The organism is uncultured Aquimonas sp., assembly GCF_937888285.1.
GTDB lineage: Bacteria > Pseudomonadota > Gammaproteobacteria > Xanthomonadales > Xanthomonadaceae > Aquimonas.
Window position 1 is genome coordinate 78,508 of record NZ_CALART010000030.1, and the last position, 22,245, is coordinate 100,752.

A 22,245-nucleotide genomic window follows, 5' to 3' on the forward strand; every position below is an offset into this window, starting at 1 on the left:
GGCACGCTTGAGGTCGAAGGCAAGCTAGGTCGGCAGCGGCCGAGACTCACTCCAGCGTGAACCACTGCACCTCGACGCGGCGATTGAGCTCGCTGTCGGGGCCGGCTGGCTCTTCCCAGCCGCGGCCGACCAGCTCAAGCCGATTGGCGTCAATGTTCGGGTACTTGGCCAGCAGCGCGTCGCGCACCGACTCGGCGCGCTGGCGCGACAGCTCCATGGCTTTCAGCGCCATGCTGCGCACCAGCGCCTGCCCGCCCTGCTGCTCGAACTCACCGACGCGCGCATTGTCGACGTGGCCACGCAGCACCACGATCGAGCCGGGGCTGACCTGCAGGAAGCCGCGGATGATCTCCAGGTACTCCTGGTTCTCCTTCGAGTTGGCGTCGAGCTCGGCCGAGTTCGGCTGGTAGAAGAAGCGGATGTCGCGGCTGAGCAGTGCGTCGCCTTCGAGGTTCACCGCGCCCTGGGTGCGGATCGGCGCGATCGCCACCGTCTGCGCGGCGAACTCAGGCTTCACCTGCAGCGCCTTCAGCGCGGCCAGGTCGATGTAGCGCGCGGGGTCGGCCGGGTTGCGGATGATCCCGCCATAGGCCAGCAGCGCGCTCTGGAAAATGCCCTGGTAGCTGCCGGCCGCATCGATGGTGCCCTCGAAGAAGGCGAGGTTCTCCGGCAGGTTGGAGAAGTGCACCTTGGCCAGCTCGGCGCGGGTCTCTTCCACGCTCCAGCCGAAGGCGCGGCCGACCGTGCCCAGCTGGCTCTCGGGGGATTCACGCAGCTGGCGATTGCCCTCCAGCAGACCGTGCACCAGGGCCTGCACCTTGTCGGCGTTGGCGCGGGCGAACTCGCCGTTGACCAGCAGCAGGTCGGCGATCACCAGCAGGTTGCGGTTCGAGACCAGCATCTTGGCGCGGCCACCGCTGCCGGCAATGGTGGCGTCGGTGCTCGGCGACCAGCCGATGCAGCCATTCAGACGCGGACGCGAGGCCTGCAGTTGCTCGGCATAGGCCTCGCAGGCGACAGTGGCGTCATCGTAGAACACCAGGTTGATGGCATCGGCGCGCGGCGCGGCGTCGAGATCGCGCAGCACATTCACCGCCGCGCCCGACTCGGACGCGAGGTAGCGCAGGAAGAACTCGCTCTCGTTGAACTGGGTGCCGGCCAGTACCTTGCCGCGCAGCGCATTGACGCCGGTGACGCCGCTGTCGACCACGATCATGTTGGCGCCGCGCGAGAACGCCATCTGCGCCGGCACCACGATGTCGAACTGGCGGCCGAGCACAGCCAGCACGTCGGCCGTGGTCACGCTGGCCGCGACCTTGCCGTTGTTGAGCTTGGACCAGCTCTCCTCCTCGCTCAGCGTGATGCGCAGCTGGAAGCCGTATTCGCGGGCGAAGAAAGAGTCCGGGTTCGGCTGCAAGCCGCCGTTGGCGACGATCAGGCCCGCGTAGCCGGCGTACTCGCTCAGATCGACATCGAGGATGCCGTCCTTCATCTGGTAGGGCGCGGAACGGTCAAGCACGGGCGGCGCGGTCAGCGGCTCGATCGGATCGACGCTGGCGGCCTCCGAGGTTTCAGAACGCGATCCGCGGTCGGCACTGGTGGCATCGCCGGGCGCGTCCTTGCCCATGTCCTGCATCACCAGCCAGCCGCCCAGTGCGAGCAGGCCGAGCACCAGCAGCACGGAGATCAACTTGCCGGCGGCATTGCCGGATTGCAGCTTCAGTCGGTTCATGCGGGCACTCCTTGAGCGCGGGTGGCGATGCAGATTGAACAGGGGTTCGAAGTCACGACAGCCGCTCTGACGCGCGCCCCCGCTGCGGCACCGGCGGCGGCCCCTGCAGCACGCGCTTGGGCAGGCGCACGGGTTCGGGGCCTTCGAGGATGCCGGCCAGGTCGCGCTGGCGCTCCAGCCAGCGGTTCGCCTCGTCGAATGAGCTGGCCAGGGCATTGAGCGAATGCACGACGCCATCGGCATCGGTGGCGAGCAGGCTCTGCTCGCGGATCAGAGAAATCTGCTGGTCGATGCGGGCGAGCTCGGCGTCGACATGCTCGAGCCGCTCGCCGGCGGCCGCGTGCGCGGCCTGGCGCTGGTCGATCACCGACACCTGCTGTTCCAGGCTGCGGCGCAGGTCGACGCCGAGGCTGCTGTCTTCAAGGCGCGCACGCAGCGCGTCCTCCTGCTGCTGCAGGCGCGCACTCTCGGCCTGCGCGGTCTGCACCACGTGGCCGATCGCCATGCGCGCGGCGAGCAGGCGCAGATGCAGCCAAACGAGCTGCTCTACGCTGTCGGCATGGGTGGCCATCAGGCTGGAGCTGCGCAGACGGCCGACGATCTCTCTCGCGCGCGCTTCGATCTGCTGGTGCTGCGCGATTTCGGCGGCGCCCAGCTGCCCGAGCAGGGCGCGATAGCGCGCGTCCTCGGCCGACTCCTCGATGCGCTCGCTGTGGCCGGGCTTGAACGCTGCCGAGTCGACCGTGGCGCGGAAGCGCTTGCTGCTGGAGGTCGCCCACAGGTAGGCGACTTCGAGCCCCGCGCCCAGCACCCAGAAGCCCGGACTCAGGAACGCCCCGAGCAGACCGAAGGCAGCGAGACCGATCCAGTTCGGCGGGATCGGCATGCCCAGCGGACGGGCATTGAAGGCGCGCCAGACGTACTTCATGCCGGCGTGGCTCCGTAGGGCCGCAGGCGCTCGGGCACGAACTGCATGTCGGTGGCCTCGCGGATGGCGATGCGCATCTGGAACTCGAGCACATCCAGCGGCACCGGCGGCTGATAGCCGACCAGGCAGGCGCGCACGGCGTCGACCGTGGACTCTTCCAGCGTGCGCACGCGCCGATAGACCTTCACCGCCAGCGCCTCGGCGGCACCGGGGGTCAGCAGCAGGGGCAGGTCGAGTTCGGCGAGCGCATCGACGCCGGGGCTGACATCGAGGCGCTTCAGCAGCGCGTGCAGCAGACCTGCGCTCTCGTGCTCCGTGCTGGTCGGCAGCAGCGGAATCTTGACGTCGATGCGGCCGGGACGCTTCAAGTCCACTTCGATCAGGTCGGGGCGAGAGCTGGCCAGGATCCACATCACCCGGCCGCGGTTCTTACCGTCGCTCATCTCCTGCGCGATCATCGAGTACAGGCGCCCGGACAGACCGCTGTCGCCGCTGCCGGAGTCGCGCTTGCCCAGCGTCTGGTCGGCTTCATCAACGAAGACGATGCAGCGGCCGAGCGCGCGGATCAGGCGGAAGATCTTCTCCAGATTGCCCTCGCTGGAGCCGACCCAGCGGTCGCGGAAGTTCTTGAGCTTCACCACCGGCACGCTGGCCTCGCCAGCGAGGCATTCGACCAGATAGGTCTTGCCGGTGCCGACCGGCCCGCAAAAGATGTAGCCCATCGGCAGCGCGCGCAGGTCGGACTTGCGCCACAGCGCCATGTCCTGGCGCAGCCAGGCCTTCAGCGCCTCGGGCGAGTGGTAGTCGTCGAGCGTGCGCTCGCTGCGGATGAACTCGATCAGGCCGGCGGCATCGCCCTCGATCATCGCCTTGCGCACGTTGATCCAGTCGGCCTCGGCCAGCTGCTGACCCTCGTGCGCGCGCCGGCGCACCAGCGACTGCAGCGCACTGAGGGATACGCCGGCCAGCTGGTCGGCGATCTCGCTGCCCTGCCCCGCATCGAAGGCGCTTGGGTGGTCGACGCGAAGCTGCGCAAGCGCCTGCTCGATCTCGGGCTTCTGCGGCAGCGGCAGCTGCACGCGCTCGACCCGCGGATTGTTGGCCACCAGCGGATGCAGGTCGTGCAGGTTGTCGGCGATCAGCAGGCTGACGAAGGGCAGCTCGGCGAAAGGGGATTCACCCGCCCAGTCGCGGACCAGGCTGGCGAGGCTGGCGGTTTCGAAATCACCGGCGCGATTGGCCGGCAGAAACTGGTCGGCGCCGCGCACCAGCACCGCGACAGGCTCGGCCTCGCCACGGCCCAGCGCGCGCAGGTTGCCGCGGTAGCGCAGATAGCGGCTGATCAGCTCGACCGCCGCGCGCGGGTCGTGGCCCACGCTGGACAGCTGCGCCGCTCCCGGCCAGGCCTGGAAACCCTCGCTGCTGCGCAGGGCCGACAGCCCGTTGCCAGGATCGAAGACGAACACCAGCGGGAAGCCCTGCAGCAGTCGCGCATCGAGGTACTCGACCACGCCGACCAGACGGCCGTTCAGCACGAAGCGATCGGCGACGTTGCCGTGCAGGATGAACTGGCCATGGGCACCGCTTTCGTAGGCCAGCTTGAGGGCCTGGGCCCAGGGCGGAAGGACGGTCGTGGCGGTATTCAAGGTCGAGGTCTTCCGGTGGTTGCCGCGTGTGGGCGGAGCATCGGCTGAGGGTCGCGCTCTGCACCCCTCTCCTCACGGGAGAGGGGCCGGTAGAGGGCTGTGCGAAGCGCCGCATTGCATACGAACGCTTCCGGCGAGCCACGCAAATCGAGGCCGGACAGCCAATGACCGGGGCGAGGGTGCAGCTCCGGTGGGCCAGGGCCCACCCTATGCGATTGCGAGGTGACCGTCGGACGCAGCGCAGTCACGACACCGCCGCAATCCCCTCCAATCCCCAATCCCGGCTCTTACTGCTGCTCCGACTGCGGTGCCGCACTCGTGCCCATGCTGCGCGTCGCCGGCTGCGCCGCAGGAGCCGCCTGCCCCGGCAGGCTGATGCCTTCGGCGGCGGCAAAGTCGGCCAAGGCCTGCGAGGCCAGCGCATCCATCTCGGCCTGCTTGACGTTGATATCCGTCATGTCCAGCGAGTCCTTGGCGACGCGGGCGCGGCCGGCGGCGCGGTTGCGCTCTTCCTCGACCATCTCGTGCAGGCGATTGAGCGTGTCGCCCGAGCCGCCGATGCTGCCGATCATGCCGGCGGCCATCTCGTTCATCTCGGCCACTGCCGACTTCATGCGCATGTCGTTGATCGCGCCCTTCAGCGAATCGATCTTGGCGCGGGCCGCCTGCACGGCGACATCGCGGGCCTTGATCAGGTTCTGGTAGGTCTCTTCCGCGGAGGCCATCTGGTTGCGGTTCTCGGCCAGCTCGCGGCTCACCGTCTGCAGGCGCAGCGCGTACTGGGCGGCGGCCTGCTGGTTGCCGGCGCGCAGATGCGCCGTGGTGCTGGCGCGCAGCTCGGCCTCGTCGCGCTCCAGCTTGCGCACCTGCGAGATCAGACGCTCGACCAGGCCGGCGTGCGCGGCCAGGCTCTGGTTGTAGTTGCCGATCTGCTTGCGCAGGTTCTCCTGCTCCAGCTCGAGCAGGGCTTCGGGGTTGCGCTTCTCGATGCCCTTGATGAACAGGGAAAAGAAACCGCGCACAACATTGACAAGGCGACCGAACATGGCTGCTCCAGCGAAGCCCGCGATGGGCGTTGATCGGGCCGGGGTTCCCACGCTCCCCGGCGGTACGGCGCCTGACGCACGCGTCGGCGCCACTGTGACGCGACACGTTACCGCGTTGGGCTTGCGTGAAAAAGGCTTGCGCTGGGCCGTCGCGGCTCAGGCCGGATCAGAAACCAAAACGCAGGGCCTGGTCGATCTCGACCGGAAAGGCGACGTTGACGTCGGGCGAGCACGACTTGTCGTCGCGACTGACCGGCCAGTGCAGCACGTAGAGCGGCGGGGCCTGCTGCTCGCGCGCGACCGCGGCGAGCCGGGCCATGCCCTCGCGGTCGTTGTAGTAGGACTCCGCGACGATCAGCGGCACCTCGCCCAGGCCAATCCGGCGCAGTCGATCGACGATACGCCCGTACAGCTCGCCCTCGTCGGCCTCGGGCCAGCGATAGATCGAGAAGGCGAAGGCCCCGGGATAGACACGCTCACCGCCCGGCAGCCGATAGACATAGCTGGTGTGCTCCAGGCGCGCGCGCAGGCGGTCGGGATCCGGGTCCGAGATCGAGGAGAAGCCGACGCTGCGCTGCGGGTCGAAGCGGCTGACGTAGTTCTGCCACATTCGGTTCGCGTAGCGGCTCCAAGGCTCGTTGTCGGGCTCGGTCGGCAGGAACACCGTCTGCCCCAGCAGGTTGACGAAACGCGCCCGCGGCATGCCCTCGGTCATCAGGTCGACGCGGTAGTCGACTCCCGAGCCTTCGATGATCGGCATCAGGTTGGCGATGAGGTTCCAGTTCTCCTCGAAGATGCTCTCGTCGTAGCGGGTCCACTGCGCCACGTCGTTGCCGCCCTGCGGGTGGAAGCGCACCAGCAGCTGGGCGAAGCCGGCCGCGCGGATGTCGGCCAGCAGATCAGCGAGGTTCTGGCGCATCCGCGGATGCAGATCGCCGCCGGTCGAGTCGAGGATGGCCGAGCCTGGCCAGACGCCATCGGCATCGGCTGAGCCGGGCGCGCGGAAGTGGTAGATGCCGACCGCGATGCTCTCGCTGCCGCGCGCGCGCAGCTCGACCAGGATGTCGGTGACGCGCTGGCGCACGCCTGGCTTGTGCAGGTTGGCGAGCACGCCGAAAGGCTCGCGGTCGCAGTTCGGGCCGAGATCGAAGAAGCCGAGATTCACGCCCGGCCGCGCCTCGCTGCTCACGCGCTGGACGCCGCCCTCTTCCAGGCCGGTCGCAATGCCGCGGCTGGGTCCGCGCAGCGCCCGCAGCGCCGGCGCCAGCCCGCGTCGACCGGTGGCATCGGCGACGCCAGCCGGACCGTCGACGACAAGTTCAGGGTTGCCGTTCGGCCACTGCACCGGCCGCAGCGGCTGCGCCTGCAGGCTGAGCGGCAGGGCCAGCAGCGCGCTGCACAGCAAGGCTGCAGTCAACGCCGAGCGCACGCACAAGCGCGAAGCGCCGCAGCGAGCGACCGCCTCGACCAGCGCCCGCAGGCGCCGGCCGAAGCGCAGCGGATCAGAACGCATTGATCCCGGTCACCTCGCGGCCCACCACCAGCTGGTGGACGGTCTCGGTGCCTTCGTAGGTGATGACCGATTCGAGGTTCAGCGCATGCCGGATCGGGCAGTACTCGGTGGTGATGCCCGAGCCGCCGAGAATGTCGCGGGCCTCGCGGGCGATGTCGAGCGCGATCCGGCAGTTGTTCCACTTGGCCAGGCTGACCTGGGTCGGCTGCATCTGGCCGGCATCCTTCAGGCGGCCAAGCTGCAGCACCAGCAGCTGCGCCAGGGTGATGCGGCGGGCCATCTCGGCCAGCTTGATCTGCACCGCCTGCGTCGCCGCGATCGGGCGGTTGAACAGGATGCGCTCCTTGGCGTAGTTCGCCGCTTCGGTGTAACAGGCGATGGCTGCCCCGATCGGTCCCCAGGTGATGCCGTAGCGGGCCTGGGTCAGACAGCCCAGCGGCCCCTTCAAGCCCTTGACGTTGGGCAGGCGCTGGCGGTCGTTGACGCGGACGTTGTCGAAGAACAGGCCACTGGTCACCGAGGCGCGCAGGCTCATCTTGCGGTGGATTTCCTGGGCCGCGAACCCCTTGCTGTCGGTCGGCACGATGAAGCCCTGGATGCCTTCATCGGTCATCGCCCAGACGATGGCGATGTGGGCCAGGTTGCCGTTGGTGATCCACATCTTGGCGCCGTTGATGACCCAGTCGTCGCCGTCGCGCTTGGCATGGGTCTTCATGTTGGCCGGGTCGGAGCCGCCGTGCGGCTCGGTCAGGCCGAAGCAGCCGATGATCTCGCCGCGTGCCATGCCCGGCAGGTACTGACGACGCTGCTCTTCCGAGCCATAGGCGTAGATCGGATACATGCACAGCGAGCTCTGCACCGAGACGAAGCTGCGGATGCCCGAGTCACCGCGCTCCAGCTCCTGGCAGATCAGGCCGTAACTGACCGCGTTCAGGCCGGCGCAGCCGTAGTCTTCGGGCAGCGAGGAGCCCAACAGACCGAGACTCGCGATCTCCGGCACCAGTTCCTTCGGGAAGCGCCCCTGGTCGAAGCAGTCGCCAATGATCGGCAGCACGCGCTCGTCGGTGAAGCGGGCCACGGTGTCCTGCACGGCGCGCTCCTCGTCGGTGAGCAGCGAGCGGACATCGAACAGGTCGGAGGCGTTCAGGGGCATGGGGGCGGTCGATCGGTGGTTGGAAGTTGCGAATTGTAGCCGGGCCCGACCTTCGCAGGCATCAACGTGCCGTGGAGCGGAACGGCTTGGAGCCGGGATTCGGGAGTGGGGATTCGGGATTCGTGTACCGCCGGCAGGTTCGCGCTGGTCTGGCGGCTGTCCGCGGGTGTGTGGTTCGCGTGCGCGACTTTGCATCTGCAGAGGCAGGGCAGCCCGGAAGGCTTGACCTCAGCACGCCACCGCCTTGCGTAGGAGCCCGCTTGCAGGCGACACCGCGCTCCACGCGTGCGAAGGCCCTAGCCCGAACGCCATCCGAGGCGGCACCCCCGACTTCCGACAGGCACGACCTGCCGCGCCCTCGCCTACCATCGCCGCGGGGACTCGCGCCGATTCGCGGCGCGCTCGCAGCATTCAATCAGGGGAACACCATGCACGCACGCCATTGCCGCGCCCAGCTCGCGCTGCTCGCCGTTTCGCTGTCCGCCGCACTCGCAGCGCACGCCGCGCCGCAGGTGCTGCACTGTGGGCAGGTCTTCGACGCGAACTCCGCGCGCCTGCTCGGCGAGCACAGCCTGGTCATCAACGAGGGCCGCATCACGGAAGTGCGTGCCGGCAAGGTCGAGGCATCGACACTCGGCGCCGATGCCACCGCCATCGATCTGTCCGCCCACACCTGCCTGCCGGGCCTGATCGACATGCACGTGCACCTCGGCTCGCAGACCAGCCCGGCGGCCTATTCCGAAGGTTTCCGCCTGAATCCGGAGGACTACGCCCTGCGCTCGGTGGGCTATGCGGAGACCACGCTCAAGGCCGGCTTCACCACGGTGCGCGACCTCGGCGGTCTGCAGACGCTCGCCCTGCGCAATGCGATCAACGAGGGGCGCATCGTCGGCCCGCGCATCTTCGCCGCCGACAAGTCCCTGGCGACCACCGGCGGCCATGCCGATCCACGCAACGGCATCAACCGCGAGCTGGCGGAATCGCTGGGCTGGCCCGGTCCGGAGGAAGGCGTGGTCGCCGGGCCCTACGAGGCCCGTCGCGCGGTGCGCCAGCGCTACAAGGAAGGCTCGGACGTCATCAAGCTCACCGCCACCGGCGGCGTGCTGAGCTTCGCCAAGAGCGGCGACAACCCGCAGTTCATGGAAGACGAGATCCGCGCCATCGTCGAGACCGCACGCGACTACGGCTACAAGGTCGCCGCCCACGCGCACGGCAAGGAGGGCATGCGCCGCGCGGTGGCGGCCGGCGTCGACTCGATCGAGCACGGCACCTACATGGACGAGGACGTGTTCAAGCTGATGCGCGAGAAAGGCACCTGGTACGTGCCGACCATCAGCGCCGGCGTGTTCGTCAGCGAGAAGGCCCGCGAGGTCGGCTACTACCCGGAGATCGTGCGGCCCAAGGCCCAGCGCATCGGCGCGCTGATCCAGGGCACGGCCGGACGCGCCCATGCCGCCGGTGTCAGGATCGCCTTCGGCACGGACGCCGGCGTGTTCCCGCACGGCGACAACGCGCGTGAGTTCGAGCTGATGGTCGAGGCCGGCATGCCCGCCAGCTTTGCCCTGCAGAGCGCGACGAAGAACGCCGCCGAGCTGCTCGGCGAATGGGAGAGCCTGGGCAGCCTGGAAGCCGGCAAGCTCGCCGACGTGGTCGCCGTGGCTGGCAATCCGATCGAGAACATCGGCCTGATGCGCGATGTGCAGTTCGTGATGAAGGCCGGCGACGTGGTCAAGGCGCCCTGAGAACCTGCTTCGGGCAAGGCTGAATGCATCAGCGTTGCCCCGGAGCCGGCTTGCGCACGCGGGCGAGCGGCTCGGCAGCCTGTTGAAGAATCGCCCTCCCCGGGCGTTGTTTTCGTCGACGGTCCGGCGCAGGTCCGTACCGCCTCACGACCCATCAAGCGCTTACACGCTTGATGGGTCGCTCCGACCATCCATGGCCGGTCTAGCAGGCTGTTCTGCAACAGCCTGCTGGGCCCGCCACGGATCCGCGCCGAGCGCAGGGCTCCAGCGCCGGCTGCCACCGGGCACGCGTTGTGCATGCCACTGCACATCGTCCGCCGAAGCCCGCCCGTGAGCGCACTCCCCACGACGCCAGCTGCACCCACCGCGGCTCGCCACGCGGGACCCGGGCCGGAGCATCATGCCGCCCGGCCGGCCCGGTCGGATCGACCTCGCGCCCGCTGCCTGGCACGACTCATGCTGCTGGCCGCCGTGCTGCTGGCGCCCTGCGCCCTCGCGCTGGACAGTTCGAAGGAGTTCCACAACTTCGTCAGCAACACCTGGAGCATCGAAGAAGGCCTGCCGCAGATCAGCGCGCTGGCGCTGGCGCAGGACACACAGGGCTATCTGTGGGTCGGCACCCAGGCCGGCATCGCCCGCTTCGACGGCCATCGCTTCACCGCCTTCACCCCGGAAACCGCTCCGGCCCTGCCCGGCACCTACATCAATGCCCTGTTGGCCGATGACCAGGGCACGGTCTGGGTCGGCACCTACAAGGGCATGGCGGGCTGGCGCGAGGGCGGGTTCTTCGCCGTACCGGTCGCCGGCGATGCGGCCAGCGGGCCCAACATCCAGGCGCTGGCGCGCAGCCCACAGGGCGAGGTGCTGGCGGCGGCCGGCAACACCGTTTTCAGTGTGCGCGACGACGCGCTGCACCCCCATCTGCAGCTCGATCAACCCGCGCGTGCGCTGCTGGCCGAAGGCGTCGACCTGTGGATTGGCAGCGTCGGCGGCATCTACCTGCGCCAAGCCGATGCGGCCCCACAGTTCCAGCCCTTCCCAGATGATGCCCGCACCGCCGCGACACGCGTGCTGCTGCGCGCCAACGGCCTGCTCTGGGCCGGCACCAGCGAGGGCCTGATGGTGCTGCAGGGCGATCGCTGGCAGCGCCATCTGGGCGAGGCCGGGCTTTCGCACACGCCGATCGAAGCCATGCTGCTGGACCGCGACGGCAACCACTGGATCGCCGAGCTCGCCCATCTCACCCGGCTGCGCGCCGACGGCAGCTTCGAGCGCGTGGTGCGCGAAGGCGCCGGACTGTCGATCCGCTCGCTGTTCGAGGACCGCGAGGCCAACCTCTGGCTGGGCAGCCAGTGGAGCGGCGTCACCCGCCTGCGCAACGGCTGGACGCGCCGCTACAACCAGCGCCAGGGCCTGCAGACCCCGTTGCTGTGGTCGGTGGCGGAAGCGCCCAACGGTGCGCTGTGGGTGGGCAGCGACTCCGGCCTGGTGCGCTTCGAGAACGGTCGATTCGAGCAGGTGGTCGAGGGCGCGGCGCTGCCGCATCCCAGCGCCTATTCGCTGCGCGCCGAGGGCGATCGGGTCTGGATCGGCACGCGCTTCGGGCTAGCGGTCCTCGAAGGCGATGCGCTCAGCACGCCGCCGCGCTTCGAGGCGCTGGCCACCCTGCAGATCAATGGCATCGTCCGCGACGGCCGCGGCCGCCTGTGGCTGGCCACCAGTGGCGGCCTGTTCCAGGACGACGGCGAACGCGTGAGGCGACTCGGCGAAGCGGAAGGCCTGGTCGACCCGCGCGTGCGCTTCGTGCTCCCGACCCAGGACGGCCGCCTGCTGGTCGGCACCCAGTCGGGCGTGTTCGAGATCCGCGAGGATCGTGCGCTTCCGTTTGCGGCCGATCTCGGCATGCCGGCCGGGCTGGACATCACCGTGCTGCACGAGCTGGCCAACGGCGATCTGGTGGCGGGCTCGCTGGCCGAGTTGATCTACATCTTCAGCGGCGGCCGCTGGCATCTGCTGGGCAAGGCCCAGGGCATGCCCGGCAACGCGCCCTTCTTCCTCGCCCATGACGAAACCTATCTGTGGGTCGGCGGCATCCGCGGCATCGGCCGGGTGCCGCTCAGCGACCTGCAGGCCCTGACCAGCGGCCGCAGCGACCGCGTGCGCGGCGAGATGCTGCTGAACGAACGCGGCGACCGCCGCGGCGGCCAGAAGGGCTTCTGCTGCAACGGCGCCGGCAACAGCAAGGGCCTGCAGCGTGGACGCCAGCTGTGGGCGCCGAGCCGCGACGGCCTGGTGGCGCTGGACACCCAGGACGCGCGCCTGCCGGATGCCCCACCCACCACCCTGATCGAGCGCGTGCGCATCGACAGCGACTGGCGCGCGGTGAGCACATCACAGGCACTGGACCTGCCGTCGGCGGTACGTGACCTCGCCTTCGAGTTCACCGCGATCAGCTTCTACGAGCCGCGCAGCATCGGCTTCCGCTATCGCCTGATCGGCTACCACGAGGACTGGCGCGAAACCGACGAAGCCGGCCAGCGCGTCACCGGCTACACCAACCTGCCGGGCGGCAGCTACCGCTTCGAGGTCCAGGCCTCGACCTCCACCGGGCAGTGGAGCCCGGCGGCCACCCTCGCCTTCCGCATCGAACCCAGCTTCCGCGAGACCCGCGGCTTCATCGCCCTGGTGATCGCCGCCGTCGCCCTGCTCGGCTTCGCCGGCTACCGGCTGCAGCGGCACCGCTACCACCAGCGCGCGATGCAGCTGGAAGCCCTGGTGCAGCAGCGCACCCTGGACCTCGCCGAGGCCAACCAGCGGCTGCACGAGGCGACCCAGACCGATCCCCTGACCGGCCTGCGCAATCGCCGCTACCTGAGCGCGCAGATTCCGAAGGACATCGCCTTCTACGCGCGCGAGCTCAGCGCCCCGGCGCCGCAGCCGCGGGTGCTGGTGTTCGCGCTGGCCGACATCGACCACTTCAAGAGCATCAACGACACCCATGGCCATGCCATCGGCGACCGCGTCCTGCAGCAGTTCGCCGAGGTGCTGCTGGGCCAGGTGCGCACCGGCGACTACGTCGCGCGCTGGGGCGGCGAAGAGTTCGTTCTCGTGTTCCGGCCGATGCCCCTGGCTTTCCTGCCGGTGCTGGGCGAGCGCCTGCGCTCGGCGATCGCGGCCTTTCCCTTCGACATCGGCGCCGCCAAGCCGCTGCGCCTGACCTGCTCGATCGGCCTGTGCCAGTACCCGCTGCTGCCCGGCGGCAACGATGCGCTGCACTGGGAGCATCTGCTGGAGCTCGCCGATCGCGCCCTGTATCGCGTCAAGCGCGAGGGCCGCAACGGCTGGGGCGTGTACCAGGCCAGGCCCGACGTCACCGCGCAGCGCGTGTTGGCACTGCTGCGCGAGGGCGAGAGCACGCTGGAGGACAGCGCCGAGCTGCGCTTCCTGAGCGGAGGTGCGGCGCAAGCCGCGCATGCTGCCCTGGAACCCACGGCCTCGAGTGCCCATGAAGGCCGAAAGCACAGCTAGGACAGCGGACAGCCACCTGCTGAGAGGGGCCGGCGGATCGCCGGCCCCGATGCATCAAAAGCCCGCACAGGCCAGATATTCGTTGAAACACGACTCAGAGCAGGCATCCACCGGGAACTGAGCTGGATCGTAGTAGCCGCACGAAAGCATGCAAGCTGTGTACGTCGCCCAGCAGATCTCCGACCCGGTTGCGTACGCATCCACCTCCAGGGGACTACTGGCCTTGAGCTCAACCGCTGTGGCGAAGGTGAACGTCGAGGCCGACTCCGCCTCGTGCTGTGCGGCGAAGGCGCCGGCCGAAAAGCCGAGCGCACAAACGACCGCAAGAATCAGACTCTTCATTTGAACGACTCCATTGCAGTGTGAGGAAATGGTCGTGTCGGATGGACTATCCCGCGGCACGACCGTTTGCAATGGTGCGCAGTGGCATCGCGCCGCGGCGTGTCAGAAGCCACAGATTCGACGCAAGCCCAAGAGCCCCACGCAAGCGCCGCGACCAGTCATGACGACGCCCGCGGCGCGGCCTCAGCCCAGCCGAGGCGCCACCAGCAGCCCCCACAGCCCCAGCACCGCCAGGAAGTTCAGCATGAACACCAGTCCGCGCAGACGGACATTGGCGGTGAAGATCTGCACCACGCTGTGCAGCAGGCGGCCGCCGATAAACGTCCAGGCCAGGACCATCTCAGCCGTCGAGGGCACGGGCTGCAGCAGGCAGGCGAGATGGAAGAACAGCGGCCACTCGAACTGGTTCGACAGATTGGCGCTGATCCGAGGCTCGATCACAGCGAAGGGATTGGAACCATCCGCCCGCCGTCCTATGCCCCAGACCTTGGGCGCGCGCGCCACGGTCAGCGCGGCGTACAGCAGGGCGGCCAGGGCGACGTGTGCGGCCATGGGCAGGATCAGTGCGTTCGACATGAGACGTCTTCTCCATCCTCGGTGGACTGTGAGGCGCGACGCGCATGCCGGGGTTCATGTACAAGAGCCCGTCGCGCGTAAACCGCCATGTCAACGTACACCGCTGATGATGCATCCCTCGCCGCCATTGCTTCAGGACGCGCGTGACCTGCACCCCTCAGCAAACGTCGCCGCTTCCGCTCTGCGCAGGCGCCTCGACATCGCGAGACCAGAGCACAGCCCCGAACCAGAAGGCCGGGAACGGCCCCAGCAAGGAAGCCAGGCGCGACCAGAGCGGAACCGGGAATTCGTAGGGCGAGAGGTAATCCAGCGCCGCCAGCGCGGATAGGACAACCGCTGCCCACTGGGCGGCCGCCTTGCCTGCGTTCGGACTGAGTCGAGCGCTCCAGTAACCGCCCGGCACCATGCAGGCGAAACCAACGACATGGGCGAAAGCAATGTAGGGGGTTGAAGCGTACGCATGTGCGTAAAGCTGATCGGTGGGCACGCCCTGCAGGACCAGCAGCCAGAAGTAGCCGAGGCCAAGCACCGACATCACGCCAAAGTAGATGCCGTTGGCGATGGCAGCGCCCACCAACACAGCGGTGATGCGCAAGCGTGTCGCCTGCTCGGCCAGTGGCGTGCGCGGCGCAGCGTAGGGGTTGCTGTCGGTCTGCATGGAAGTGCCAATCGAGAGTTCAAGTTTCGTGCGCACTCAGGGAAGAACCATCGAACGATGGCATCGACAGGGCACGCCAGCGGGATGCGGCGGCTCTAGTCGTCGCCATAGGCTTGACGTTCGGCCTCGATCTCACCGCGTGTCGCGAAATCCGGCTCGGCGATGTAGAAGCTTTCAGGGCCAATCATCGCCCGCGACTGCAGGCAGCGCAGGTGACAGAAGAACGTCTGGTCCTTCCACAGGCGCTCAGCGCGATCGATACAGGCAGTCAGATGCAGCGCACAGGGATCCTGCGGTCCGGACTCGATCGGCTCAGCGCAGAAGAGGCAGACGAAAGAATCGAGCCCGATCGCAGGCTGACTTTCATTCATGGGCACGCATTCCCGGCGTCTGAAGCGTCATCGGGGCAGCCCGTCCCAAGGCCACCACCCTTGTCCAAGTTGAATGCACCGCGCTGAACTCGCCAACGCGCAATGGAAGGCACTCGCAGACATGAGGCCCTAGCTCGCATAGATTGGATACGCCCCCATGCTTCCCCAGCGCTCCACCTCGGTTCGCACATCCTGGCGCTCGCGCAAGCGCAGCCAGCGCTCGCGCATCGGCTCTTCGCCCTTGAGAACGGGTGGCTGCTTGAGATCCTGGAGCCACCGCAAGGTGCTCGATCGCTCACTGTCCGAGCGCAAGAGCTCCACTACGGCAAGCGCGGCTTCATCCTCCCTTTCGGCGAACAACAGCGCGTGCAGATACTGCTCAGGCGCCTTGGCACGGTGCTCGCGCAGGAACTCTAGCGCCTCGGCTGCAGCTTCCGCGTCACCTCGCCTTACGCTTGCCGTGTGGCGAACGCTGGCTTGAACCATGCGACCGTAGTCACTCATCCCGTCGACTCGACCGAGCGTCGCCAACGCGTCTTGCGGCCTGTCCAAGCGGCCATAGAGTTGAGCCAGATTCAGCACCTGGCTGGTGTTTCCCACCTGTCCATGCTCGGAGATCTCGCTGGCAAGCCTCATCTGCGCCAGCCCGTCCTCGACCCTGCCCAGGCGCAGCAGGGCCAAGGCGCGATGATTGCGAATCCAATTCTGCATGGGCTGCCCCTGGTAAGCAGGATCGCCCGCATCGATGGCCTGCAGGATGGGCTCCGAGCGCTCCAGGATTTCCTCATGCAGCCCCATCACCAGCATGGCTTCGAACAGCTCGGTTTGCGCTTCCAAGTCGGTGGGCGCATCCGCGGCACGATCGCGCAGCATGGCGAGCAGCTGGCTGCCCCTCACCACAGGATCCCAATGGTCCTCCTTGCCTGCCGTCAGTGGCGCGAAGCGACGGTCCATCCGCATGGAGACAATGTCCGTGGGATGGATGACACGCGCCGCGACCGCACGCGCGGCATCCACTGCGCCCTGCTCCAGATGCATCAGAGCAAGCTGGAACCAGAAGCTGCTGGCGCTTGCGGGGGAGCGATTCCAGCCCGCGTCGAAGAAAGCCTGCAGCAGGCGGATATGTCCCTCTGACCCGCGTTCGAGCAGGTAGGCGACGTATCCAAGCTGGCGCGCTTCCACGTGGTTCACGAGCTCTGGCCAGGAGATCGCGAAATGCCTGAGGCGCGAAGCCGCCTCGACGCCTCGCCCAAGGTCAGCCTCGGTGAATGCCAGCAGATACCAGACATAAGGCTGGTCCGCATCGAGCGCGACTGCGCCCACCAGTCGATCACGACCAAGCTCTAGCTTGCCTGCACGCACCGCATTGCGACCCGCGGCGATCAGAACGTCATAGCGCTTGGCTTTGGGAAGGCGCTTGAAACCAGGTTCCGCAAGGATCACCGCCAGAGCAGGTTCCGCGTCAATGCCAGCCGACCTCTCGATCAATGCAAGGGTTTGATCAACCCGCCGTGGATAGTCATCTGCAGCTCCCCCTATGGGAGCAGAAGGAGCGGCCTGCCCCTCCAACTCGCCGGAAGCGCGTCCGACCGCAAATGCAGGCAGCGAGGAAAGCACGAAAGCGACCAGGAGCAAACCCGCAAGGACGAATGCGCTTCGCATTGAAACCTCTTGTTCAGAAACTCATTTCAGGGGCAACTTCGAAGGCGAAGACCGATCTCGGGAATCTGCGGAGTTGCCAACGCGCGATTCAACTCCAAGCGACCTGCAACTACCGCTGACGTCACCCTGGCGGCGCGCTTTGAGGCTCACGTTCCAGACGACGTCAGCTTGCGATCGAACGCCACGGCCACGGGCGAAAAGTACGAGCACGCAAGAACCGCGCCCCACAGCAGGGCTGCAAGCTCAGACAACGCACTGCCCCAGGCGGACACTATCGAGGGCCCGAGTACTGGGTACATGAAAAGACCCAACAAGGTCAGGTACGACGATAGACCGCGTGCCCATGACCTTGTCAGGAACAGTCCGATCACTCCGATAATCCAAGCGAGCAGCAGTGGAACTGCCAGTACCATGAGCACCAGATGCCCGACCAAGACGGTTTGCTGCAGATCGTGGTAGGCCCGCTCCAGCTCCTCGGGGATCGCTCCCGGCAGGAAGTCGACGCCGACACTGGCGATCAGTGCGACAAGGTGAGCTACAAGCAGGACGCGAAACGTCTTGACCGACATGGAAGACACTCGGATCGGGGAGGCCACTGGAAGGCAAACGCAGAACACCTGCCCTGCGTCAGAGACGCTAAAGGCTGAACACGTCTACCGCAAGCGTGCCCGGCAGGCGCTTGCCGGACAAGCACTTCTTGACCAGAACCGAGGTGGGCCGAAGCCTCCTGGGGGCGCACATCACGCAAGCGCAGCAGCTTGCCGCGCGTCGCGCACCCGGGGTGCCTTGTCGTGCGTTGACACACACCGTGCCCCGCAGGCTCTGCAAGACATCCACCACGCGACATCTCAACGCTCCAAAGCGCGCAAGCCAATAGGCAAGGCTGAACAAAGCAGCGTTGTCGCGTCCCATGGAGGGCGCGCCGCCGGATCGAGCACGCGAGTGGCTGATCGAGCGCAACCGAACGAAGCGAAGGCGTTGCCGCGTAGCGGCCAAACGAGTCCGGACACGTGCCGGACTCGCGATCACGGATCAAGGCGAGGACGGAGTTGATCAGGGTTTGGCTAAGACTGCTCCCCCTCGAACCCATTGGCGAAGATCTCGTCGGACAAGGCCGCTTCCGCGAACTGGCGGCAGCGGCCGAACTCCGAGGTGCCGAGATAGCGCTGGTTGAGCGCGAGCGGAGGGCCACTCATGCGCGTGGCCGTGGCAAGGATCCAGGTGCTTCCGGCGACGAAGTAGTTCGACGAGCCCGCCAACCGGATCTCGACCCCGCTGAAGCTGCCAACGCCATTGGCGAACGGGCTGCCATGGGTGATCTGCACGAAGGTCGAACCCAGCGGGTGCAAACCCTCGCCATGGAAGCCGGCCGGAAGCCCACCGCTGATGACCAGTGAACAGGCCGCAGCGCTGCCGTAGAAGTCGATGCGGTACCAGCCGTTGGCCGAGTTCAGGCTGCCCGCAACCAGCGCGCTGGCCGCGGTGCCGGCCACGCTGCTGAGCACGGGCGCGTTCTGGCTGTCGTTGCCCGCCGCGATGGGGGCGGCTACGGCGTTGTTGGCGTCGAACAGGTTGCGACCATCGTCACCGAGGTCGATGCCGATTCCGCCGTGCGCGTAGCTGGCATTGGCGCGCAGGGTATTGCCGCGGGCGCCGGTGATGGCGACGCCATCCAGCGCGTTGTAGGCGATGTGGTTGTCGTCGATCAGGTTGTTGTTGGCGCTGTTGCGCAGGAACACGCCGTGGCCAGCGTTGCCGCGATTCGCGCAGGTGCCCGCGCACAGGGCCGGCACGCCGATCCGATTGCCCGTGATGCGATTGCCGGTGGCGAGGGCACCGGCCAGTTCAACGCCGTGGCTGCTCGCGTTCGCGATCACATTGTCGCGGAGGACGTGATCGGGCCCTGCGACGAACACGCCGCGCTCGTTGCCGCGCACGTCGCCACCGGTCTGGGTGCCGATGTAGTTGTTCTGTACCAGCGCCCCGACGGGCTGGTTCGAGCCCGAGCCGCTGACGTTGATGCCGATTCCCAGCGTGCTGGCGATGACGTTGCGCTCGGCGGGCTCCGGCCCGCCGATGCGCACTCCGCTCACCGTGCCGCCAACGCGTAGGCCGGTGCCCGACGGCAACAGGGTCGAGCCTGCGACTCCACCGATCTGGTTGCCGACAAAGCGGTGGTTGCGACCGCCAACGAACTGGGCGGCGGCGAAGGAGTGACCGGAGAAGGCGATCCCTTCGATGCTGACCGTGGCGTCCGGCGAGGCCGCGGTGTCGACATTGAAACCGTAGGCACCGGTCAGCTGGTTCGCACCATTCAGCACGATGCACAGGTTGGCGTTCCAGCCCAGCACGGCCGTGTTGCGGCTCGCACCGGGCTGCGTATAGCCCTCGATCGCGAGCGGATGCGCGATGGTGGGCAGCAGGCTGGCCAGCGTGATCGTGCGAGGACAGGCGCCGGGGATGTTGAAGCGTATGGTGTTGAGGCTTGGTCCGGCATTGGCATCGATCAACGCTTGGCGCAGCGAGCCCGCGCCAGAATCGTTGGTATTGGTGACGGTCAGCACCGGGCTGGCCACGCCCAGGCTGGCCTCGAAGGCGCCGCGGTCGGGCGCCGAACTCTGCCAGCGCGGGTTGCCCTCGAAATCGAGGTCGTAGAGCAGGCTGGAATCGGTGCGCCCGCTGTTGAGCGCCGGCGACCCGCTGGACAGGCGGAAGTTGTCGGGCGACACGAACAGCGGATTGCCGGTCTGCGTGGCGATCTGCGGTACCGCCAGCGGGCTCGCGGTCTCGACGCCTGCGCCGAGGACGTTGTTGAGCAGCACCATCGCGGTGCTGCCGCCGTATTCGCTGCGGTTCTGCGCGCGGATGTCGAGCCCGTTCTGCCAGAACACGCTGCTGGTGATCGTCACCTGCTCGCCGCCGTAGTCGCGGAAGCAGAGGGCCGCCGGGCCGAGATTGCGCACGAAGCTCGAGTGCTCCACCCGCACGCGTTCCGGATTGTGGTTGAAGTAGTCGAGGGCGCAGCGCCCCGACGAGTCGGATCCACCCGCCCCGCCATAGGCGACGATGCTGTTGCGCAAGGTCAAACGCAGGGCATTGACCCTGGTGTCGGTCACCGTGTCGAACCAGACCCGATTCAGGACCACCTCGCCTTCGGCGAAGCTCATCTCGATGCGGACCAGCTCGCGGAAGCTCAGCCGTTCGATGTGCAGGGTGTGGCCTTCGCCCAGGGGCGCCGAGAGGGTCAGCGCGCTGCCGGTCAACACCGTCGCGCCCGGATCCTCGCTGCGCGTGGTGCAGCTGCTGTTGTAGCCGCCCTCGATGCGCACCGAGCGCGCCGGGTAGACGAAGTTGGCCTGGTGCGGCGCGATCGTGCTGCCCGCCATGTTCCACGCACCGGCGGCCATGCGGATGGTGACTGGCTGCAACAGGGCGAGCCGGTAAGCCGCATCGAACTCGGCGACGGTACGCACGCAGGCCGCGGCCTGGGCGCGCGCGGCGCCGGGCAGGAGCAGCGCCATGAAGCCGAGTAGAAGGACAGCAAGCAGGGGACGATGCACGGCGTGTCTCCGATGGGGCACCTCACCGGACGAATGCACCCGGGCGGGCAAAGCGAACGCAGGACCCTGCAACCTCAGGCGCACCGACCGTCTCCTTCGCTGACAGAGTGGCCGGCGCGTGCCGACCGCATACGCGCCGCAAGGACGAACCTGCATGTCTATCCACCCCCGGCGGCACCTCATTTCCACGCTGTGCGCGCTGCTCGCCCCGGGCCTGGCTGGCGCCTCGGCACAGGTGCCCACACCGGGCGAGCGCGGACCGCAAATCCAGGCCGCCGCCCAAGCCATCGGCCAGGCCGTCCGCGAGGTGCAGCGCCTGCCCGGCGCCTTCCCGGCCGTATCAGCCGTCGTGGTGCACGGCGAGGAAACGCCACTGCTGCTGGCGCGGGGCGAGCTGCATGCGGGCCACGCCCGCACGGCTGATGCGAACTCGCGCTTCTACATCGCCTCGCAGACCAAGTCCTTTGTCGGCCTGCTGGCGGTCGAGCTGGATGCCCAGGGCACGCTGCCGCTGTCGACCACCCTGGCCGAGGTCTGGCCCGAGCTGCGCCTGCCCGCACCCGCCGAGCCCGCGGACATCTCGCTGGCTGATCTGCTCACGCACCAGGCGCCGCTGCGCACCGACACGCTGAACCTCTTGAGCGCCTATGTGCGCGAGTTGCCGGCCGCCGACTACCCCGCCCTGCTGGCCGAGCACACGCAGGCGCGCGAGCCGGGCTTCCGCTACGCCAACCTTGGCTATCTCATCTACGGCGCCGCGCTGGAAGCGCGTACCGGCGCCGCGTGGCAGACGCAGCTGCAGCAGCAAGTGCTGCAGCCGCTGCAGCTGCGCTACGTGCACGCACGCAGCTCGGAGGTCGCGCAGGAGGCTCTGGCCTGGAACCACCAGTGGGACGGCCAGCGCTGGCTGGCCACAGCGCCCAAGCCCGATGCGCTGATGCACGCCGCCGGCGGGCTGTATGCCTCCTCGGCCGACATGGCGCGCTGGCTGCGCGCGAACCTGCGCCTGCGCTCCCCCAGCGGCCGTCCCTCGCGCACGAGCTTCGAGCGCGCGCAGCGGCCGGTGGTGGAAGCAAACCTCTCGGACCGCGAGTTCGTCTGCGACGGCTACAGCCTGGGCTGGTACGCCTGCGGCTACCGCGGCCACCGCGTGCTGATGCACCCCGGCAGCTATCGCGGCGCGGTCAGCGTCAGCCTGCTGCTGCCCGATCTCGGCGCCGGCCTGTCCTTCGCCGTCAACAGCGACAGCGCCATCGAGGGCTTCGCGCTGGAGCTGATGAAGGCCTTCATCGGCCTGGCCCATGGCGATGACTCTGAACTCGCGCGACTGCGGCAGGCGGTGGACGCTTATCCCGGCCGCCTCGCACGTCTCATTGAATCGCGACGCGAGGCCGTGGCGAGCGCCCGCGCCGATCCGAGCTGGGGCGGCTGGGCGTGGAGGCCTACGCGAGAGGAACTGCAGGCCTATGTGGGCGAGTTCGAGAGCGAACGCCTGGGGCGGATGACAGTGCGACTGGGATCAGACGGGCTGGAAGCTCGGCTGGGTGCGATGCGGCTGCAGCTGACGCCGGCGCGGGAGGGGTTGTTTGGGGCAAGTGGTTCAGAAGTCGAGGCGGCTGAGGCATTCGAGTACGAAGCGGAAGCCCTTCGCTGGAGGGACCACCAGTTCAAGCGCGTAAGCCTTTGAGTGCCGCCCGCTTGACAGCGGGTTGTTCAGCACTTCAACGCTTGATGCGCCGGCGATGTCGATCACAAGGCCGGCAGTTCGACCATCCACGCGCAAGGTTG

Annotated in this window: 16 protein-coding genes; 3 read left to right on the top strand and 13 right to left on the bottom strand. The window is 67.9% G+C overall.

Going from position 1 to position 22,245, the window contains the following annotated elements; all coding sequences use genetic code 11:
- Positions 1–46 precede the first annotated feature (46 nt).
- From Q0654_RS08400 to Q0654_RS08425, 6 genes are all read right to left on the bottom strand, one after another.
- A complete protein-coding gene (locus Q0654_RS08400) occupies positions 47–1,732 on the bottom strand; it encodes a phosphate ABC transporter substrate-binding/OmpA family protein (protein ID WP_298852669.1) in 1,686 nt (561 codons plus the stop codon).
- Positions 1,733–1,784: 52 nt separating this feature from the next.
- Positions 1,785–2,660, bottom strand: coding sequence for a hypothetical protein (locus Q0654_RS08405; protein WP_298852671.1), 876 nt, complete (start codon positions 2,658–2,660; stop codon positions 1,785–1,787).
- The gene (locus tag Q0654_RS08410) at positions 2,657–4,306 is read right to left on the bottom strand and encodes an AAA family ATPase (protein ID WP_298852673.1); all 1,650 of its coding nucleotides are present in this window, start codon (positions 4,304–4,306) and stop codon (positions 2,657–2,659) included. Before Q0654_RS08410 ends, Q0654_RS08405 begins: the two co-directional genes overlap by 4 nt.
- A 287-nt stretch (positions 4,307–4,593) precedes the next feature.
- On the bottom strand, positions 4,594–5,352 hold the full coding sequence (locus Q0654_RS08415) for a PspA/IM30 family protein (RefSeq protein WP_298852675.1): 759 nt from the start codon (positions 5,350–5,352) through the stop codon (positions 4,594–4,596).
- A 166-nt stretch (positions 5,353–5,518) separates the two neighbouring features.
- A complete protein-coding gene (locus tag Q0654_RS08420) occupies positions 5,519–6,865 on the bottom strand; it encodes a hypothetical protein (protein ID WP_298852677.1) in 1,347 nt (448 codons plus the stop codon).
- Complete coding sequence (locus tag Q0654_RS08425) at positions 6,855–8,018, bottom strand: acyl-CoA dehydrogenase family protein (protein WP_298852680.1); 1,164 nt, start codon at positions 8,016–8,018, stop codon at positions 6,855–6,857. Before Q0654_RS08425 ends, Q0654_RS08420 begins: the two co-directional genes overlap by 11 nt.
- Positions 8,019–8,446: 428 nt before the next feature.
- On the opposite strand from Q0654_RS08425, the gene Q0654_RS08430 reads away from it, so the two are divergent.
- Positions 8,447–9,760, top strand: coding sequence for an amidohydrolase family protein (locus Q0654_RS08430; RefSeq protein WP_298852682.1), 1,314 nt, complete (start codon positions 8,447–8,449; stop codon positions 9,758–9,760).
- Positions 9,761–10,216: 456 nt separating this feature from the next.
- The gene (locus Q0654_RS08435; RefSeq protein ID WP_298852684.1) at positions 10,217–13,288 is read left to right on the top strand and encodes a ligand-binding sensor domain-containing diguanylate cyclase; all 3,072 of its coding nucleotides are present in this window, start codon (positions 10,217–10,219) and stop codon (positions 13,286–13,288) included.
- A 54-nt stretch (positions 13,289–13,342) separates the two neighbouring features.
- Here the strand turns inward: Q0654_RS08435 and Q0654_RS08440 are convergent, their stop codons facing one another.
- The 7 genes from Q0654_RS08440 to Q0654_RS08470 form a co-directional block, all read right to left on the bottom strand.
- Complete coding sequence (locus Q0654_RS08440) at positions 13,343–13,630, bottom strand: hypothetical protein (RefSeq protein WP_298852688.1); 288 nt, start codon at positions 13,628–13,630, stop codon at positions 13,343–13,345.
- Between the two features lie 183 nt (positions 13,631–13,813).
- Positions 13,814–14,206, bottom strand: a complete 393-nt coding sequence (locus Q0654_RS08445; RefSeq protein WP_298852690.1) for an MAPEG family protein — start codon at positions 14,204–14,206, stop codon at positions 13,814–13,816.
- A 157-nt stretch (positions 14,207–14,363) separates the two neighbouring features.
- On the bottom strand, positions 14,364–14,864 hold the full coding sequence (locus tag Q0654_RS08450) for a hypothetical protein (protein WP_298852692.1): 501 nt from the start codon (positions 14,862–14,864) through the stop codon (positions 14,364–14,366).
- A gap of 95 nt (positions 14,865–14,959) precedes the next feature.
- Positions 14,960–15,235, bottom strand: coding sequence for a hypothetical protein (locus tag Q0654_RS08455; RefSeq protein ID WP_298852694.1), 276 nt, complete (start codon positions 15,233–15,235; stop codon positions 14,960–14,962).
- A 129-nt stretch (positions 15,236–15,364) separates the two neighbouring features.
- A complete protein-coding gene (locus Q0654_RS08460) occupies positions 15,365–16,897 on the bottom strand; it encodes a hypothetical protein (RefSeq protein WP_298852696.1) in 1,533 nt (510 codons plus the stop codon).
- A 146-nt stretch (positions 16,898–17,043) separates the two neighbouring features.
- Entirely contained in the window at positions 17,044–17,466 is a 423-nt protein-coding gene (locus Q0654_RS08465; protein ID WP_298852700.1) for a hypothetical protein, read from the bottom strand.
- Between the two features lie 495 nt (positions 17,467–17,961).
- Positions 17,962–20,457, bottom strand: coding sequence for a right-handed parallel beta-helix repeat-containing protein (locus Q0654_RS08470; RefSeq protein ID WP_298852702.1), 2,496 nt, complete (start codon positions 20,455–20,457; stop codon positions 17,962–17,964).
- 154 nt (positions 20,458–20,611) lie between these two features.
- Here Q0654_RS08470 and Q0654_RS08475 point away from each other — a divergent pair, with 154 nt between their 5' ends.
- Positions 20,612–22,144, top strand: coding sequence for a serine hydrolase domain-containing protein (locus Q0654_RS08475; RefSeq protein ID WP_298852704.1), 1,533 nt, complete (start codon positions 20,612–20,614; stop codon positions 22,142–22,144).
- Positions 22,145–22,245: the final 101 nt, after the last annotated feature.